Below are 17,787 nucleotides of genomic sequence, written 5' to 3'. Positions count from 1 at the left end.
TAAAAAAGATAGGAACGAACTGAATATAAATTCGTCGTCCTACCTCAAGATTTCAGATATTATTTAAATATCTAATTTTAAAGTGAAATAATCTCTTAAATTAATGACTTAAATTTAAAATTTAACATAATAATTACAATAGTTAGTAAATCGTGTTAAGTAGATAAAGAATATAACTTTTATAATGTTCAATACACTTTATTTTACTCTTTATCATTGTTAATATTTAAAACTCGAGATTAATCATTAAATGTTCGTTTTTCAATTTTGCTACTAGTTTTTTCTACTTTTTGTTGTTTATTACGTTTGTTTTGGTTAGGTGTATGTTGCTGTTTGCCTTTGGAATCCTCTTTAGTTGCTGTTATATTCTTAGTCTGATTCGAATTTTTTTGGCTGTGCGGATTATTTGAATGTTTTTTAGATTCAGTAATAAGTGTAGGGATACGCTTCAATTTTGTTTGAGCTTTAGCAATTGATGGTTCTTTTAACAACGCTTCTGTAAGTTGTGTTTCTTTAGAGCCATTTGTGAGCTTAGATCTTTTTTCTTTTGCTGCCTGTGCTAAGCGATAAGCAACTGAATTAGTATCTGATGCTTGAGATTGATTTAAATTAGTTACAAGATTTGGAACATCAGAGTTATTTGAAGCTTTTATAGCTTCTTCTTGCATTAGATTTTTCGTGTTACTAGCAACTTCATTATTATTATTTATTCTATCTTTTTTTGCTTTTGCCGCTGCAGCTAATTTTTCTGTTTCAGTTTCTGACTTACTTTTAGTATCTTCTCCACTTGCAGAAGGGTTTGCTAAATCATGATTGCGTGCTTCTTCTTTAACTGCCGTTTGAGCAATTGCAATTTCTTCAGCAGAAGGTTCTTTCTCACTATCTATGTGCGTCGTAGATGTTTTATTGTTTGAATCAACTTCACTTTTAGCTTCTTGAATTGCCTGCGCTTCCGGTGATTCATCCGCTAAGTCTGTTTCGTGTTGAATAGCATTTTGTTGAGCTGCTAATTCTGTTGCTGATGGTCTCACATCATCCACTTGTTTTGTTTCTTTTTTTGCTTCTTGAATTGCTTGCGCTTCCGGTGATTCATCCGCTAAGTCTGTTTCGCGTTGAATAGCAGCTTTTTGAGCTTGTAATTCATCTGCATGGATATTATCTTTGGAATCATATTTTAATTGCTCAACTTTAGATTTAACAGAAACCACTGTATCTTCCGCTCGTTGTCTATAGTTTTCAACTTTACTACGTAAATCTTGTTCTTTTTCTTTCAATTCATCCGTTTTTTTATATATTTTATTTTTATAGTACAATCCAACAGCAGAACCTACTATCGCACTTGCTATGAAACTAACTACAAAATCCTTACGCTTCAATGAGTTAGATTGTGAACGAGATGTGCGATGATACAATTCTTCGCTTGTATGGCTTTTCTCGAAATTATCACGATTATAATGTTCCATAAACTTTCCTCCTAAAACAAAAGCACTTAAATAAGTAAAAGCCTCATTTAAGTGCATTTGTCATTAAATAGTATTAATTATTTATTAACACGTGAATTGTAGCTATGATTTGCATCATCTGCTACAGTGTTTGTTTTGTAGTTTGCACTTCCTCTACGATTGTATCTGTTTTGCCATTTGTCAGCAATTTCCATTGCAACATTTGACCATTGTACAACTTGAGAAATTTTATCTTCATTTTGAGAAATATTGTGCGTAATTGAGTTTGTAACTCTATCTACAGATCCATTTAAGTTTTGTACTGAGTCTCCAATGCCCTTAACAGCATCAACTACAGAATTTAAACGATCAACTTTACCTTGAATATCTTCAGTTAAGCGATTCACTTTATGAAGTAAATCAGTCGTTTCACGAGTAATACCTTGAACTTGACCTTCAACACCATCTAGTGTTTTAGCCACATAGTCTAAATTCTTTTTAACAGAAATAAGTACCACGACGATACCGATACATAAAATTAAAAACGCTATCGCAGCAATGATTCCTGCAATTGGTAAAATCCAATCCATTAAAAACGCCTCCTAATTACCATAAAATAAAAGTCATTAATATTTAATACCCATGATGCTTTTATATAAACATATTAAAAATCATTTTTTACGCCTAATTTTTCAAAATAAGCTTTTAGTAACTTTTGAATGTCACCAGCGCCCATAAATAAAATTACAGCGTTATCAAATTTTTCTAATACGTCAATACTATTTTCATCTATAAGCGTCGAGCCGTCAATACGATTGATTAAATCTTCTATAGTTAAATCTCCCGTATTTTCTCTTATTGAACCGAATATTTCACATAAAAATACTTGGTCTGCCTTACTTAAACTCTCAGCAAATTCGTTTAAAAATGCTTGAGTTCTTGAGAACGTATGTGGTTGAAAAACGGCAACAACATCTTTTTTCGGATATTTTTTTCGCGCTGTCTCAATTGTAGCACTAATTTCTCTTGGATGGTGTGCATAATCGTCTACTAATACTTGATTTGATACTTTTGTTTCATTAAAACGACGTTTTACACCACCAAATGTTATCAGTGCTTCTTTAATATTTTCTACATTCATGTTTTCTAAATAACTAATTGCTATTACAGCAAGTGCGTTTAGAATGTTGTGATTTCCATATTGTGGGGATAAGAATTGATCATAAAATTCGCCTTTAATATATACATCAAATTGCGTACCCTTTTCAGTAATTTGAATATTTTTAGCATAGATGTCATCTGTTTCTTTAAAGCCATAATAATAAACCGGAATATCTACATCTAATTTACGTAAATATTCATCATCACCCCAAGCAATAATTCCTTTCTTAACATTTAACGCCATATGTTGGAATGCATCATAAACATCATCGATATTTTTAAAATAATCTGGATGGTCAAAATCAATATTAGTCATAATTGCATAATCTGGATGATAACTTAAGAAGTGCCTACGGTATTCACAAGCCTCAAAAGCAAAATAGTCACTTCCTGGTAGTCCCATACCTGTACCATCACCGATTAGGAATGATGTCTTTTTATCTCCATTCATCACATGTGACAACAAACCAGTTGTAGACGTTTTACCGTGTGCACCTGTAACAGCAACAGATGTATATTGATTTATAACATGACCAAGAAAGTCATGATATTTTATAATATCAAGCTTTAATTCATGTGCCCTAACAATTTCTTCATGATTATCAGGAAATGCATTACCTTGGATGACAACCATTTCTTTTGTAATATTATTTGCATCAAAAGGTAAAATTTTAATCCCTTTATTTCTTAATGCAACTTCTGTAAAAACGTATGATTCTATGTCTGAACCTTGTACTTCATGACCGAGGTCATGCATGATTTGTGCTAATGAACTCATGCCTGAGCCTTTAATTCCGACAAAATGATAGTGTGTCATTTCAATACTCCTTACTCATTTTATTCTTTACTTAAATCCGCTTCTGTAATATAAACATCCCTTGGTTTAGAACCATTAGCACCTGAAATATATCCTAATTGTTCTAGCTGATCGATAATTCTTGCCGCTCTGTTATAACCAATTTGGAAATGTCTTTGGATAAGAGAAGTAGAAATATGTCCCTCTTCAACCATAAACTCACATACATCATCAAATAAATCATCTTGTGCTTGAGTTTGTGTTTTCTTTAATAATTCTTTTTCTTCAAATAAATATTCAGGATCACGCTGTTGCTTAATAAAGTCAACAACTTCATCTATTTCGTCATCTGAAACAAATGTACCTTGAACACGTATAGGTTTATTCATACCGCTACCTAAATAAAGCATATCACCATAACCTAATAATCTTTCAGCGCCACCACTGTCTAAAATCGTTCTAGAATCAACACTCGATGAAACCATAAATGCAATTCTAGTAGGTATATTAGCTTTAATAAGACCAGTGATTACATTCACTGATGGTCGTTGTGTAGCAACTAACATATGGATACCACAAGCTCGAGCTTTTTGAGCTATACGTGCAATTGATTGTTCTACATCTTGTGGTGCCATCATCATAAGATCAGCTAACTCATCAATTACTATAACAATTTTAGGCATTCTTTGCTCATAAGGTGCTTTTTTATTGAAAGCAGTAATATTTCTGACATGATATTGAGCAAACAATTTATAACGTTTTTCCATTTCTTCAACAGCCCATTTTAAACTTTGTGTAGCTGCTTTTACATCTGTTATTACGGGTGATACAAGATGTGGTAAATCGTTATACGGTGCAAGTTCTACCATTTTCGGATCAATGAGTAATAAACGCAATTCTTCTGGATGATTTTTATAAAGTAAAGACATTAAGATACTATTGATACATACCGATTTGCCTGACCCTGTAGCACCAGCGATAAGTGCATGAGGCGTTTTAGCGATATCCATTAATAAGGGTTCATTATTAATTCGATAACCCATTGCAACTGTAAGTTTGGACTCTGTATTTTTAAATTTAGGTGATTCAATAATTGACCTTAAATTCACTTTAGTAGGATTTTGATTTGGCACTTCAATACCTACTAAACTTGTACCTGGAATTGGTGCTTCAATTCTAATATCTTTAGCAGCTAAAGCCATTTTTATATCATCTTGTAATGCCGTGATTCTTGATACTTTGACACCTTTTTCAACAGATAATTCGAATCGAGTAACACTCGGTCCTTCTGTTACATTTTTCACTTCCGCAGGCACATTGAAATAATATAATGCGTCGTTTAATTCTTGCTTTTTATTATCTATCCAATCTTGATCTTTTTCATGTGGTTCTGGGGCTTCCAATAATTGATAACTCGGCAATTTAATATTCGGTCCTTTACGAATACGTTGAAAATTTTGATTTGATGTACTTGAATTTGAAGTTTGTGTATCAATATTTTTACTTTCATTTGTTGAATATTGTGACCGTTTTGAATGACTTATATTACTTTGATTGCCAGTTTCATTTGAATTGTTAATTTTAGCATGATTTGCGTTTTCAAAATGAAAATCATCTTGTAGCTTTTGTATTTGCTCATCCTGTTGTTTGGATGGTGTTTCATATACGTGCTCATCACTTGATGAATTCATATCATGCTCTATGCCATTAGATTCATAACTATTAGAATCGGTTTCTCTATTAGTATTGATTTGTTTAAATTCTTCAGATTTATTAGATTCGCTGTCTTTTCTATGATTTGCATTCGCTTGTTTTTCAGGTTTAAGCTCTGGAACACTTACTTTTTTGTGGTTTTGATCCATCATTCTCTTTTTATCTGATGGTGTCATTAAAACATTAAACGGTCTACTACCACCAAAACGTTGTTTTCTTGTTTGACCTGTATCAGAATTTGAAGATTTTGATGAATTTACATTTTTTAATTTTACATTCTTATCTTGTTCTAAATGATTGTTTGTATTAGATTCAATTATCTCGTCACTAACTTTTGCACTTGTTGTTCCATCTAAGTGTGTAATTTCTGTATCATTTTTATCTTCATTTGATTTAGCTCTTTCAGTGTTATTATCTACACTTGCACTGATTGCATTATCATACATATTTGAAGTACTTGATTTTGAACTAATTATATCGTCTTGAGAGTTACTTTGGTTTTGTTGTCGGTTATCATCTAATTCGTGATATTCGGCATCTTCTACTTCCGCATCATCATTAGAATGATAATGATTTGATGATACTAAATCTTCATCATTTTTAGATTCAGTTTCTTCTTCATTAACTTTATATACATCTGATGTCGTATCTAAGTTAATTTCTTCGTAGTTAAATAAAGGTGTGTTATTTTGGGCTTCTTTATTGTCAATGTTGCTGCTATTTGATTGTTTCTCTAGACTATTAGATGACGAATCTTGATTACTTTCATTTTCTAAATCCAATGAACTTTCGCCTGTGTAATGTTGGGCTTGCTTAGCATACATTTCATCAATAGCTTTTTGAATTGAATCCTCTTCTGACTGTTGATTTTGTTGACGTTTTTGTTGTAAGGCTTTCTTAAAACGTCGTTTCTGTAGAACTTTACGTTCTCTTTCTCTTCTGATTTCTTCTACAATTTGTGAAGCATAGATATTTTCAATATTAATCGTATTATCTACTTTAGAGTAATTTGGTGTTTTACGCTTAGTAGTTTGATAATTTGACTTTTCAACATTATGCATATTTTCTGATGATGACTCAGTTTGAGCAGTTGTTTGTTGTTTTTTCTGTTGATTTTTTTCAATATTGTTATCGTTACTATTAGAAACATTTTTTGATGCATCTATTGATTTCGTTGAATGCGAGACTTCATCCTGTTGAACAGTCTCTTTATCATTTAATTCCTTATGTTCTGGCGGTATGACACCATTCTCAATCGGTCTTCGTTTTTTTGTACCAAAAATTGCTGAGGGTACCTCGCTTGATTTAAAACTATGATTTAAATATGTAAATTCAGGAGATGTCGACGTATTCTTAGTGTTTGCTTTGTTTTTGATATTTTCAGATTGTATTGATTTACGTTGTTGTGAAGATTTCTTATTGTCGTTTTGATTAAAAACACTGTTATTATTTGTATAATTGTTATCTGCAAATTGCTTTTGTTGTGTAATCTTAGATTGATCGTGTTTTGAATACGCTTGGCGTCGGCGTCGATGTCTTTTACCAGAAGAATCAAATTCAGGATTATCATGCTGGTTATATGATCTCATTATATCGTTTGTTTCTTCTTGGTTATGTTCATTATAATTTTCATTTTTTTGCGTATATTCATTTTCAGAAACTTGTATTGGAAATCTAAATTTACCTCTTGGTCGACTATAAATATCATTATTTTGAGGCAGTAATGAGTCTTGATTATTTTGTTTTGTTTGCTGAGACTGACGTCTATTTTTATTTTTGCGTAACAAATCGTCGTTCGAACCGTTGTCATCGCCAAATAATTTATCAAACCAGCTCATAATTACACTACCTTTCTTAATTATTCAAAAAATGCCTGACCAATATCATAGTCATCGTTAAGTACCATAATTCCTTTTTCTTTAGGAGCATTAGGCAAATTTAATTCTTTCATTGAGCAAATCATACCACTAGAATCTACCCCACGTAATTGGGCATCTTTAATTACCATTCCGCTTGGCATAACGGCCCCAACTTTTGCAACAACGACCTTCTGACCAGATTCTACATTTGGAGCCCCACAAACAATTTGAAGTTTTTCAGTACCGACATTTACATTCAACACACTTAGTTTGTCTGCATTAGGGTGTTTTTCTTTAGTTTCTACGTAACCAACTACAAATTTAGGCGATACATCAGTATCAAGTTGATAATCAAAACCTGCTTCAGTAATCAGTTGTTGTAAATCTTTGATTAATTCAGTAGTTAGTTTAATATGTCCATTATCATTTATTGTCACATTATTAGACACATTAAATATATTATAACCTACTACCTCATTTTCTTTTTTGATTTCTACCACACCATGTTTTTGTTCATATTCAAAAGGACCAACTGAAGGTTCAATTTGAATAAATGCAACATCTCCAACACCTTTAGGATTGTAAAATAAGTTCATTTATAAAACTCCATTTCTATCATTAATCTTTTTTGAATTTTTTTCTGTTCGCTTCTAAACGTTGAATAACGTTAGGATCTCTTTTTTGTTTATTATTTTTCCCCAAAATAAATATTGGCTCTAGATGTCCGTTATCATAACCAAATGATAAAGAAGTAATCGGAACAAGTCCTTTAGTAAAGAATTCCATAGTCAAATGAGCCATAACATCATAACCTGTTTTATTTCTAATATCTGCAAGAATTAATACATCTTGATGTGGCACACCAACAAGCATTTCACCTTCACATTGGTGTTGAATATGATTTAAAAAAGAAGTATTTAAAATACGACTTGCATCATATCCATCATTTGTGTTGATGAAGTAAAAAATATTACCTTTAACTTCATCCGTACTATAGCGACACTCTAACTTACGAACATTAAATAGTGACATTTCTTTCACTTGTTGAGCAGTTAAATTTAACGTTTGTAACATATTTTCATCTATTAGCCGATAAGATTTCCCTAGATCAAGAGCGTAATATATATTAGTTTCAGCAGTATGTTCTGTTAACACAAATGCATGACCTTCCTTAGTTTCTTTGTCGAAACTTGTAGCTCTTATAACCGGCATAATTTGTATGTCCTCAACATTATTAATCACTTCATCACCCATCTGAGCGATTGCTTCCTCGACATAATAACAAATTTCATCTATAATTTTTTCTTTTTGTTCTTCATATTTTGCGACGATAGCGTTAAGTTTAATCGTTACACCTTTGTGATTGTCAATTCTTACAATACGTAACGTTTCTTCTTCTCTATCAAACTTGAATTCTACGTCTAAATGTTTTAAACGCGCTTTCAATTTATCTCTCATTTGGAAGACATTCATTATTAACACTCCCTATTTTCGCACCTTTTTACAGTTTACAATAAATAATGTTGAGTTAACAGAAAAAACTCAGATAATCACATTAATTTGTTATTATAAATTAATGTAGATTTACTGAGTCATTTTCTGACTAATTATTAAATGTGTTGAGATAAAAATTGATCAATTTGATCAATTGATTTTCTCTCTTTACCTATATAGCTTCCTAAAAGTTGACCTTCTTTAAAGATAAGAAAACTAGGAATGCCTAAAATATCATTTTGAACACAAATATCTATAAATTGATCTCTATCTACAGACACAAATTGTAATTGACTGTATTTTTTCTCTAATTTAGGTAAATCCGGTTCAATTACTTTACAATCTGGACACCATCCAGCAGTGAATTCAAATACTGTATACCCTTTTTTTAATTCTTCAAATTGTTGTTCTGATTCAAGTTTAATCATAAATATCAAAATTCCTTTCCATATTGTAATTGTTGAATTTGTCCACTTGTTAAATGAATAATACTTTCTTTTAGCAAGTGACGTGCAGAAAAATAATCTCTAATATCAAAGACCGCATCAGTGCTATGAATATAACGCGCACATACTCCAATAACAGCTGTTGGTATACCTTCATTTTCTTTATGAATCTCCCCACCATCTGTACCACCTGGTGATATATAATATTGATATGCAATCTGATTTTCTTCTGCTAGCTTAAGGAGATAATCTCTAAATAATGGTTTAAGTATCATAGTACCATCTTTGATACGAATTAAAGTCCCCTCCCCTAACACACCAGAAAGTTGTTGTTTACCTTTGATATCATTTGCAGGGGAGCAATCGACAACGAATGCAATATCAGGATCAATTTGCTTTGCGGCAGCTTTAGCTCCTCTAAGTCCAACTTCTTCTTGTACATTGGCACCAACATATAAGTCAACATCTAGTTGAACGTCTTTTAATAATTCTAATATCTCAATAGCTAAGACACAACCATATCGATTGTCCCAGGCTTTCGCGCTGTATCTGTTTTTTGACAACTGAGTCATTATTGTGTGAGGAACTATTGTATCGCCCACCTCTACACCCCGATTGCGCACTTCTTCTGATGAAGAAGCACCAATATCTAGCATTAAATCTTTGATTTGAGGTATGCTTTCATTTCCTGTTCTAAAATGTTTAGGAATATTAGCAACTACACCTATGATTTCTTTACCGTATCTATTTTTTATTTTTAATCTTTGTCCTTGCCAAATATCATTAGCCACGCCACCTAAATTCGTAAATTGAATCATTCCATTATCATTAATATGAGTAATCATAAAACCTATTTCATCCATATGTGCTGCTATCATAACTCGAGATGCGTTTTCTTTATTTGATTTTTTTATACCATAGAAACCACCCATCTTATTTTGAATAAACTTATCCACGTATGGTTCCATTTCACTTTTCATATAACTTCTCACTTCATCTTCAAAACCAGGTGCTCCATGAAGCTCTGTTAATATTTTAATTCGTTCCAATGTTTTTGAGTTATCAATAGTCATATAAAATCTCACTCCTTATGCTTAATTATATCATCTTCAATGTGGTAAACTAATGATATGAATTATGTAAGAGGAGAATTTGTGATGAAGTCAGTTAATTTTAAAAAAATAACTATATTGTTTTTTTCTACAGCTTTTTTAATATTAATCTTTTCTCTCATTTTTTTGACGAAGAAAAAACTGTATAACGCCGAATTATTACTAAATGAAGTCAAAACTTATTTTAGAGAAGTAAAAGGTTCCTATATTGTGCAAGAACCAATCGTTTTAGAAAATATAAATCATAATCAACCAATATACCAAGGTGGTATCACAGTATTAAAAAATGACCATCTTATTAATTATGAATTTTATGCAGATGCTGTGTCAGGACAAATCATTGATATAATTGAACTCTGAGGTAAAATTGATATTATATAATAATAATAAAAACCTATCACAATAACTTCGCCCCAAATGAATTTATATTTAAAATCATTTGGGGCTTTTTGTAAAAAAACCAACTTTCATGATAATTTTAAACATAAAAGTTGATTTGATATAAATGATAAGTTACCTATTCTATTCGAAACATTTATGAAATTTAGCTTCCATTCGATAAATACGAGATCCCTTTTCAGAGAATTTCTTCTCATATTCTGTCACTATATTATCTTCATCATCTTCATCGTGTAAATTTAAATTCATTTTAGTAAAGTACATTCCAAATTGCGACATACTTTCTATACTAAATGCGAACAAACCACGATTATCAGTTTTAAAATGAATTTCACCGTCATCTTTAAGTATTTGTTTATATAATGCAAGGTATGTATGATACGTCAAACGTCTTTTTGCATGGCGCTTTTTAGGCCAAGGATCTGAAAAATTTAAGTAAATTCTAGATATTTCTTTATCTTTGAAATACTCATTAAGCTCAATAGCATCATTACAAATCATTTTTAAATTTTTAAGACCCATTTCTTTTGTTTTATCAAGAACTTTGTACATCACACTTTTTTCACGTTCCATTGATACAAAATTAATCTCTGGATATTGTGCTGCTAATGTTGTTATAAATTGTCCCATTCCTGAACCAATTTCAATATAAATCGGTTGTTCTTTTTCGAACCACTCAGACATTTTACCTGCGTGAGCACCATCCATGTCTACTAAATCAGGATGGTTCTTTAAATAATCTTCGGCCCACGGTTTGTAACGAACTCTCATCATTAATTACTCCTTATATAAATAAGTTACTATTCATTACTTCATTTAAAAATTTCAGCCATGTATTCATATCTCTATAGCGTTTTTGTTCTTCATACCATTGAATAAGACCTATTGCTTGAATAACTGTGTACCATTTCATACGTTTATTCAAATTGACACTTTCTTCAACGCCATAAGTTTTAAACCACTGAGACCATTTGTTTTGAGGAACGTAATTGTAAAGCAGCATACCAATGTCAATCGCTGGGTCTGCAATCATTGCACCTTCCCAATCCACAAGGTAAAGTTCATCCCGATCTGATAATAACCAGTTGTTATGATTAACATCTCCATGTACAACAGTAAAGAAACGTGCGTCTAAATTCGGTATATGATCTTCAAGGTAAGTTAAAGCTCTTCTCACAACATGATGTGTCAAAACTTCTCTTGAAAGTGATGCGTTAATTTTATTCAACATAATGTCAGGCGTAATAGGTTCCATCTCCATACGCTTTAGCATAGTTAATAAAGGTCTTGAACCGTGAATTTTATGTAGTAGTTCAGCGACTCTTGTTTGGTTCATTTCATCTTCATTTAATTCTCTGCCATTTTTCCAATGCTGAGCTGTTACTACTTCACCTGTTTCAATACGTTTCGTCCAAACAAGTTTAGGTACAATTCCTTCTGCAGATAGCGCAGCAATAAAAGGATTTGAATTTCGTTTTAAAAATAATTTTTGTCCATCTTGTTCAGCCATATATGCTTCACCAGAAGCTCCTCCTGCCGAATCAAGTGTCCACCCTAACTGATAAAACTGCTCCAACACGTTCACCTCACTTTCAACTAGAAAATGGCTCAAGAAATAGTTTTTCGTGAGCCATATATTCTAATTTTTACAAAGCGTTTGTTTTTTACGCTTTACATTTAATTTGTTAACAGTTTATGTGAGCTATTTAAGTCAATACTTAGTCCCATCTTAATCAGACTTATTTAATCCGTTCATAATTTATCACTCATAAAAGATTTTATAATTTTTAGGGTTACATTTCAACTAAAAATCAGAAACAAAAAGATACATTTTACTAGTCTAATGTCTCTTTGATTTCTAAATCGCTTTATTATAAATTATAACACATTATAAGATCAGATTTACGGTGAAATAAGACAATTATTTTAAATTTTCATCCTCAAACTATAAATTTAAAAATTTTAAATACTATGCGATTGAATATACTTTTCAAATCCTTGTTGTAATTGTCGTGTTATAGTACCAACTTGTCCGTCTTGAACATTTTCACCATCAATTTTTGTAATTGGCATAACTTCTGCAGAAGTACTAGAAATGATAACTTCATCAGCACTTTTAAGAAATTCTACTGTAAATGTTTCTTCTTTGAATGGTATTTGTTCATCCTCTGCTATCCATTTTATGACACGGCGAGTAATTCCGTTCAATATAAAATTATTAACTGGATGCGTGTATATCACTCCATCTTTAATTGCGTAAACATTACTAGATGCACCCTCAGTGACAATATCACCTCGGTGTTGTATAGCCTCTGCAGCATTATATTTAACAGCATATTCTTTAGCTAATACATTTCCTAATAAATTTAAACTTTTAATATCACAACGTAACCATCTAATGTCTTCAGTTGTAATGGCATAAACTCCTTGTTCTAATTCTTCATAAGGTCTATCATAACTTTTTGTAAACGCCATAATAACAGGTTTTACAGGTGGTGTAGGAAATGAATGATTTCGAGGAGCAGCACCACGAGTAGCTTGTATATAAATACCGCCATTCACTACATTATTTTCTTTTAATAATCGGCGTACTAATTCAATTAATTCCTCAATAGTATAATTTAAATCTAGTCCTATTTCTTCAGCACTTCTTAAAAATCTTTCAAAATGCTCTTTAACGGTAAACAATTTCCCATCATATGCCCGTATATATTCATAGATTCCGTCCCCAAACACGTAGCCTCGATCTTCGTATGAAACCTTAGCATCCTCTTCATTAACAAATTCACCATTTATAAAAACTTTTGTCATAAATTAATCCTCCACACATAAAGCGTAAATAGCTTCTAAATAAATACTTGTTGCATTGATCAATTGCTTTTTAGTTATATACTCATTTTTTTGATGCATTAAATCTTCTGAATCTGCAAACATCGCACCAAATGCGACACCCTTATCTAAATTTCTCGCATATGTTCCTCCACCAATCGTATATGGTTCAGTCATATCACCTGTTTGATTTCTATATGCGTTTACAAGTGTTTTTACAAATGGATCATTTTTATCGACATAGTGTGGTTTTTGAACTTTGCCAAGTTCTAAATTAAAACCTAGTTCATTAATTTCACTTCTAAATCTATCGATTGCGTCTTCAAATTTAAATCCTTCGGGATATCTTAGATTAATACCATAACTGCCTGCTTTTTCTTTATCATAACTGATAACCCCGATATTAGTAGTGACATCTCCCATAATATCAGTATGGAACTTCATACCCATTTTTTCACCAAAGTGAGATTCAAATAAGTATCGCTCATTGAATTCTACGAAATCTTTTGCGCTTTTATTTAGATTAAGACTTGCTAAAAATTTAAGTAAAAACAATCCTGCATTAACACCTAAAGATGGATCCATGCCATGAACTGCTTTACCCTCAATTGTTAATATTAAAATACCACTGTCAACTGTACTTTCACCTTGTAGTTGATTTTGTTGTAAAAAGTTTTCAAAGTTTTGAATGACATCTGTCATATTTTCTTTGACGAGCACTTCTGCCTTAGCATAATCAGGAACCATATTGTATCTTTGACCAGATTCAAATTTTAATAACTCATAGTCAGGTTCATCTGTATCTTCTGTCACTTCATTTTGTACTAAATCAAAGGTTGTTATACCTTTTTCACCATGTATTGCTGGGAATTCTGCATCTGGAGCAAAACCTAAGGTAGGCATTTCTTCTGTTTTGAAATATCTGTCTGTACATTTCCAATCTGATTCTTCATCAGTTCCGATAATAATGTGTATACGTTTTTTCCAATCTACCTTCATCTCATTTAAAATTTTAACTGCATAATAGGCAGCAATGGTGGGTCCTTTATCATCCAGTGTCCCTCTGGCTATAATTGCATTGTCTGTCACTACTGGTTGGAATGGGTTTGAATCCCACCCATCGCCTGCGGGTACTACATCGACATGACATAAAATACCTAATACATCTTCTCCTTTACCAGCTTCAATTCTACCAGCTATATGATCAACGTCATGCGTTGAAAAACCATCTCTTTTACCTAAATTGTACATGTAATCAAGAGCTTCTCTCGGTCCTGGTCCCACAGGTGCATCAGCAGTGGCTTTAGAATCATCTCTGATGCTTTCTATAGATAATAAACCTTTAAGATCTTCAATCATTTGATTTTCGTACTCTAGAACCTTTTCTTTCCACATTCGAGATCAACTTCCTTTTTTTCTAAGTTATGTTCCATTTTACATGATGTTTAAAAGAAACTACAGTAAGATGTCAGAAAAATAACTTAATTTTTATTAATAAGTAGTGACTAAATGATTAACTTATATTTAAAAAATATATAAAAGCCTAGGTACAAATTAATGTCCTAGGCTTCTCTTATTCTTAACAATCGATGAACGGATTGAAAATAAACTAATAACACTTATGTTTAAAACGAATCTTTGTAATCACCGTGGAACAACGAATTGAATTCAAATTCTGTTCCACTAAATTTAAAATGTATAATTATTCTTTTTTATCTTGTAATGCATTTTTATTATTTTTTAAGTCATCTTCAGTAACAACTCTTAAATTGTTATTGACAGTTGCGCCGCCTTCAGCATCAAATTTTCCTTCTTCAATATTATCTTGTGTCTGATCATTTTTGCCAATAATTTTAGACTTTTCTTCTTCTAAAAATTCTTTAGGATTACTTTTGATACGTTCAACATAGTCTTTAGGGTTCTTCTTAACTTCTTGAATTGTTTCATTAGCTTTATTACCTATTTGAGTTGCTAAATCTTTAGCGCTAGATTTATATGATTCAGGATTTTCTTTATATTTATTATATTCTTGTTTAAGTTTATCTCGACTTTCTTTACGTGATAATGCTACAGCAGTAATTGCACCACCAATGCCTAATGCAATTTTAAATAAATTAGTACTTTTTCCCATTTTACATCTCTCCTTTGTTAGTTCTTAAGATTATCAAAATCTATTTGTGTTAACAAACGGTAACTACCCAAATCTAAATTATGATCTAGTTCTAGTTGAGCAATCTTTATGCGTTTCAATTCTAATACCTCATTTTCGATACTATGAAACATTCTTTTAACTTGATGATATTTTCCTTCGTAAATAGTGACATGTGATACATAATTATCAACTTTCTTTAAAATTGCAGGCTTTAATTTTCCATCTGATAATTCTATTCCGGATTTAAATTTATCAATATCGAATTGAGTTATTGGGTGTTTTGAATAGACTTCATAAGTCTTTGAAACATGCTTATTGGGATTCATTACTTCATGATTAAACTGTCCATCATTTGTAACAAGGAGTAATCCTTCTGTATCTTTGTCCAAACGTCCGACCGGAAAAATATTTAAATGTGCATATTCAGGTATCAAATCAATAATAGTAGGATGCACCTCATCCTCTGTCGCTGAAATATAACCTTTTGGTTTGTTTAACATGATATACACTTTGTCGATATAACTAACTACTTCATCATTTACCATTATCTCATCAGAATTAGGATTAACATGAAGTTTAGGTAACTTAACTATATTTTGGTTGACTTTAACAGATCCTTTTTTGAGTAACTGTTTAACTTCTGATCGCGTTCCAACACCCATATTAGCTAGAAATTTATCTAATCTCATCGCAACATCTTCACTTTACGTCTTATTTTAGCGGGAATATCACCTAAAAATTCATCAGCTAATTTAGTCTTGATTGTAATACCACCATAAATGATTGCTCCCACAATGACACCAATTGCAACAATAATCAAGTAATTAAATCTAGTTGGTTCCAAGAATAATCTTAAAATGAAGAAAATCACCTCAACCCCAATCATCATGATGATTGAAATTAGAATAATCTTAGCTAAATGTATCCAACTGTAACTAAATTTAAAGTTTGCATATTTTTTAAGAATATAGAAATTGCAACAAATTGCAAATAATAAAGCTATTGCTGTACTTAATACAGCGCCAGGTGTGTGTAATAACATAATTAAAGGATAATTGAGAATCAGTTTAATTAAAACAGATCCTAAAATAACAAAAACTGTTAGTTTTTGTTTATCGATACCCTGTAACATTGATGCTGTAACACTTAATAATGAAATTAAAATTGCAACAGGAGCATAATAAAATAATAATCTACTTCCATCGAAATTTGGATCGTGACCGTGAACAACTGGATCAAAACCATAGAATACTGTGAACAAAGGTTGCGCTAATGCCATGATACCAATACTAGCTGGAACAGTAATGAACATTAAAACTCCAATCGAAGTTCTAATTTGTCGATGCATCTCTGCATATCTACCTTCTTCATAGGTTTTAGTTATAAATGGTATTAAACTGACAGCAAATCCAGCACTTAATGATGTTGGAATCATTACTATTTTGTTTGTAGACATGTTTAACATGTTAAAGAATATATCTTGCAAACCAGGTTTGACACCTACAAGGTTAAGCGCACCATTATGAGTAAACTGATCGACCAAATTAAATAGTGGAAAATTCAAACTTACTATGACAAACGGTATACTATAAGCAATAATTTCTTTATACATTTTCCCGTATGAAACATTTAGATTCGCTGTATCTGAGTCGACCATTTTTTTAATATTTTTTCTTCTTTTAATCCAGTAATACCATAATGTAAGTATTCCTGCGATTGCACCTATTGCAGCTGCAAACGTTGCAATACCATTTGCCTGAAGAACTGTACCTCCAAATACATTGAGCGTTAAATAACTACCTACTAAAATAAATACAATTCTTGCAATTTGCTCTGTAACTTCTGACACTGCAGTAGGTCCCATCGATTTGTATCCTTGAAATATTCCTCTCCAAGTTGCGAGAACTGGAATAAATATAACTACCATACTTATTATTCTAATAATCCAAGTGATATCAGCTACTGTCCATCCACTATTACCATGAGTATTACGTGATAAGGTTAGTTCAGCTATGTATGGTGCTAATAAATATAAAACTAGGAAACCTACAATTCCTGTAATACTCATGACTACAAAACTTGATTTATAAAACTTCTGACTGACCTTATATGCACCTAGTGCATTATATTTAGCAACATATTTTGACGCGGCAAGCGGAACACCAGCTGTTGCTATAGCTATAGCTATATTGTATGGTGCATAAGCATAAGTAAAAGGTGCCATGTTGGCTTGTCCACCTATTAAAGCAGTAAACGGAATAATAAATAAGACACCTAATACTTTTGTAATTAAAATACTTATTGTAATTAAAAAGGTTCCACGAACCATTTCTTTACTTTCACTCATAACCTATCTTCCTATCTTAATAATTATTAATGCTTGT

16 protein-coding genes are annotated in these 17,787 nt (G+C 31.6%); 1 reads left to right on the top strand and 15 read right to left on the bottom strand.

The genetic code is table 11. The features are described 5' to 3' along the window. Window positions 1-239: 239 nt before the first annotated feature. The 8 genes from AC1Q7N_RS09135 to AC1Q7N_RS09100 all read right to left on the bottom strand — a co-directional run bounded on the left by AC1Q7N_RS09135 (window position 240) and on the right by AC1Q7N_RS09100 (window position 9,984). A complete protein-coding gene (locus tag AC1Q7N_RS09135) occupies window positions 240-1,463 on the bottom strand; it encodes a YtxH domain-containing protein (RefSeq protein ID WP_001832675.1) in 1,224 nt (407 codons plus the stop codon). 77 nt (window positions 1,464-1,540) lie between these two features. Beyond that, entirely contained in the window at window positions 1,541-2,032 is a 492-nt protein-coding gene (locus tag AC1Q7N_RS09130; protein WP_001830868.1) for a DUF948 domain-containing protein, read from the bottom strand. 74 nt (window positions 2,033-2,106) lie between these two features. Then, entirely contained in the window at window positions 2,107-3,420 is a 1,314-nt protein-coding gene (gene murC, locus AC1Q7N_RS09125; protein ID WP_001830747.1) for a UDP-N-acetylmuramate--L-alanine ligase, read from the bottom strand. 20 nt (window positions 3,421-3,440) lie between these two features. Further along, the gene (locus AC1Q7N_RS09120) at window positions 3,441-6,950 is read right to left on the bottom strand and encodes a DNA translocase FtsK (protein ID WP_001830880.1); all 3,510 of its coding nucleotides are present in this window, start codon (window positions 6,948-6,950) and stop codon (window positions 3,441-3,443) included. A gap of 20 nt (window positions 6,951-6,970) precedes the next feature. After that, window positions 6,971-7,567, bottom strand: coding sequence for a YtpR family tRNA-binding protein (gene ytpR / locus AC1Q7N_RS09115; protein ID WP_001830779.1), 597 nt, complete (start codon window positions 7,565-7,567; stop codon window positions 6,971-6,973). A gap of 22 nt (window positions 7,568-7,589) precedes the next feature. Then, window positions 7,590-8,444 carry a DUF1444 domain-containing protein gene (locus AC1Q7N_RS09110; protein WP_001832670.1) on the bottom strand — a complete coding sequence of 285 codons (855 nt, stop codon included), beginning with the start codon at window positions 8,442-8,444 and terminating at the stop codon, window positions 7,590-7,592. Between the two features lie 137 nt (window positions 8,445-8,581). Continuing rightward, a complete protein-coding gene (locus AC1Q7N_RS09105; protein ID WP_001830792.1) occupies window positions 8,582-8,893 on the bottom strand; it encodes a thioredoxin family protein in 312 nt (103 codons plus the stop codon). A 5-nt stretch (window positions 8,894-8,898) separates the two neighbouring features. After that, the gene (locus AC1Q7N_RS09100) at window positions 8,899-9,984 is read right to left on the bottom strand and encodes a M42 family metallopeptidase (RefSeq protein WP_001830905.1); all 1,086 of its coding nucleotides are present in this window, start codon (window positions 9,982-9,984) and stop codon (window positions 8,899-8,901) included. A gap of 84 nt (window positions 9,985-10,068) precedes the next feature. On the opposite strand from AC1Q7N_RS09100, the gene AC1Q7N_RS09095 reads away from it, so the two are divergent. Continuing rightward, window positions 10,069-10,383, top strand: coding sequence for a PepSY domain-containing protein (locus AC1Q7N_RS09095; RefSeq protein ID WP_001830778.1), 315 nt, complete (start codon window positions 10,069-10,071; stop codon window positions 10,381-10,383). A 162-nt stretch (window positions 10,384-10,545) separates the two neighbouring features. On the opposite strand, the gene trmB is transcribed toward AC1Q7N_RS09095, so the two are convergent. The 7 genes from trmB to AC1Q7N_RS09060 form a co-directional block, all read right to left on the bottom strand. Further along, a complete protein-coding gene (gene trmB / locus AC1Q7N_RS09090) occupies window positions 10,546-11,193 on the bottom strand; it encodes a tRNA (guanosine(46)-N7)-methyltransferase TrmB (protein ID WP_002493957.1) in 648 nt (215 codons plus the stop codon). A gap of 13 nt (window positions 11,194-11,206) precedes the next feature. Beyond that, a complete protein-coding gene (locus tag AC1Q7N_RS09085) occupies window positions 11,207-11,998 on the bottom strand; it encodes a phosphotransferase family protein (RefSeq protein WP_001830846.1) in 792 nt (263 codons plus the stop codon). A gap of 386 nt (window positions 11,999-12,384) precedes the next feature. Beyond that, on the bottom strand, window positions 12,385-13,233 hold the full coding sequence (gene dat / locus AC1Q7N_RS09080; protein ID WP_001830829.1) for a D-amino-acid transaminase: 849 nt from the start codon (window positions 13,231-13,233) through the stop codon (window positions 12,385-12,387). A gap of 3 nt (window positions 13,234-13,236) precedes the next feature. Further along, window positions 13,237-14,646, bottom strand: a complete 1,410-nt coding sequence (gene pepV, locus AC1Q7N_RS09075; protein WP_001830828.1) for a dipeptidase PepV — start codon at window positions 14,644-14,646, stop codon at window positions 13,237-13,239. A gap of 307 nt (window positions 14,647-14,953) precedes the next feature. Beyond that, window positions 14,954-15,382 (bottom strand): YtxH domain-containing protein, encoded by a 429-nt coding sequence (locus AC1Q7N_RS09070; protein ID WP_002484460.1) that lies wholly within the window; start codon window positions 15,380-15,382, stop codon window positions 14,954-14,956. Window positions 15,383-15,399: 17 nt separating this feature from the next. After that, window positions 15,400-16,092 carry a pseudouridine synthase gene (locus AC1Q7N_RS09065; protein WP_001830817.1) on the bottom strand — a complete coding sequence of 231 codons (693 nt, stop codon included), beginning with the start codon at window positions 16,090-16,092 and terminating at the stop codon, window positions 15,400-15,402. Beyond that, window positions 16,089-17,750: a putative polysaccharide biosynthesis protein gene (locus AC1Q7N_RS09060; protein ID WP_001830740.1), complete on the bottom strand. Its 1,662-nt coding sequence runs from the start codon at window positions 17,748-17,750 to the stop codon at window positions 16,089-16,091. The genes AC1Q7N_RS09065 and AC1Q7N_RS09060 overlap by 4 nt, the downstream gene beginning before the upstream one ends. Between the last annotated feature and the right edge of the window lie 37 nt (window positions 17,751-17,787).

This window comes from Staphylococcus sp. GW823-FHT05F06 (assembly GCF_058795495.1).
Note: the sequence above shows the minus strand (reverse complement) of the source record. Positions and strands in the feature narration are given on the sequence as shown.